Origin of the sequence: Maritalea porphyrae, from assembly GCF_027213965.1 — a bacterium.
Taxonomy (GTDB): domain Bacteria; phylum Pseudomonadota; class Alphaproteobacteria; order Rhizobiales; family Devosiaceae; genus Maritalea; species Maritalea porphyrae_A.
In genome coordinates this window covers 1-245 of sequence record NZ_JAPWGX010000071.1, presented here as the reverse complement: position 1 = coordinate 245, position 245 = coordinate 1, and the positions used below count along the sequence as shown (strand labels likewise).

The 245-nt window shown below is 63.3% G+C and carries 1 protein-coding gene; it reads right to left on the bottom strand.

What is annotated here, in order from left to right:
- On the bottom strand, positions 1-245 hold a 245-nt coding region (locus tag O4H47_RS18050; RefSeq protein ID WP_269395408.1), incomplete at both ends, for a hypothetical protein.

The window sequence follows — 245 nt, the reverse complement described above, 5'->3', positions numbered from 1 at the left end:
CGGCAGCATCACTGCGCCCGTCGAGAGCGCAGAGTTTCCGAGACCGGACTGCCACAGCAGCGACAGTGTGAAGAAGATGCTGGTGAAGGACGCGAAATACACGAGCGCCAGGATCGTGCCTCCGGTGAAAGCGGGATGCGCAAACAGCTTCGGAGGTACCAGCGGGTTGTGTCCACGCCTGCTGTAGCGAACCTCCCACGCACCCAACGCGGCTACCAGCGCAACGCCCGCAGCCAGCGTGAAGT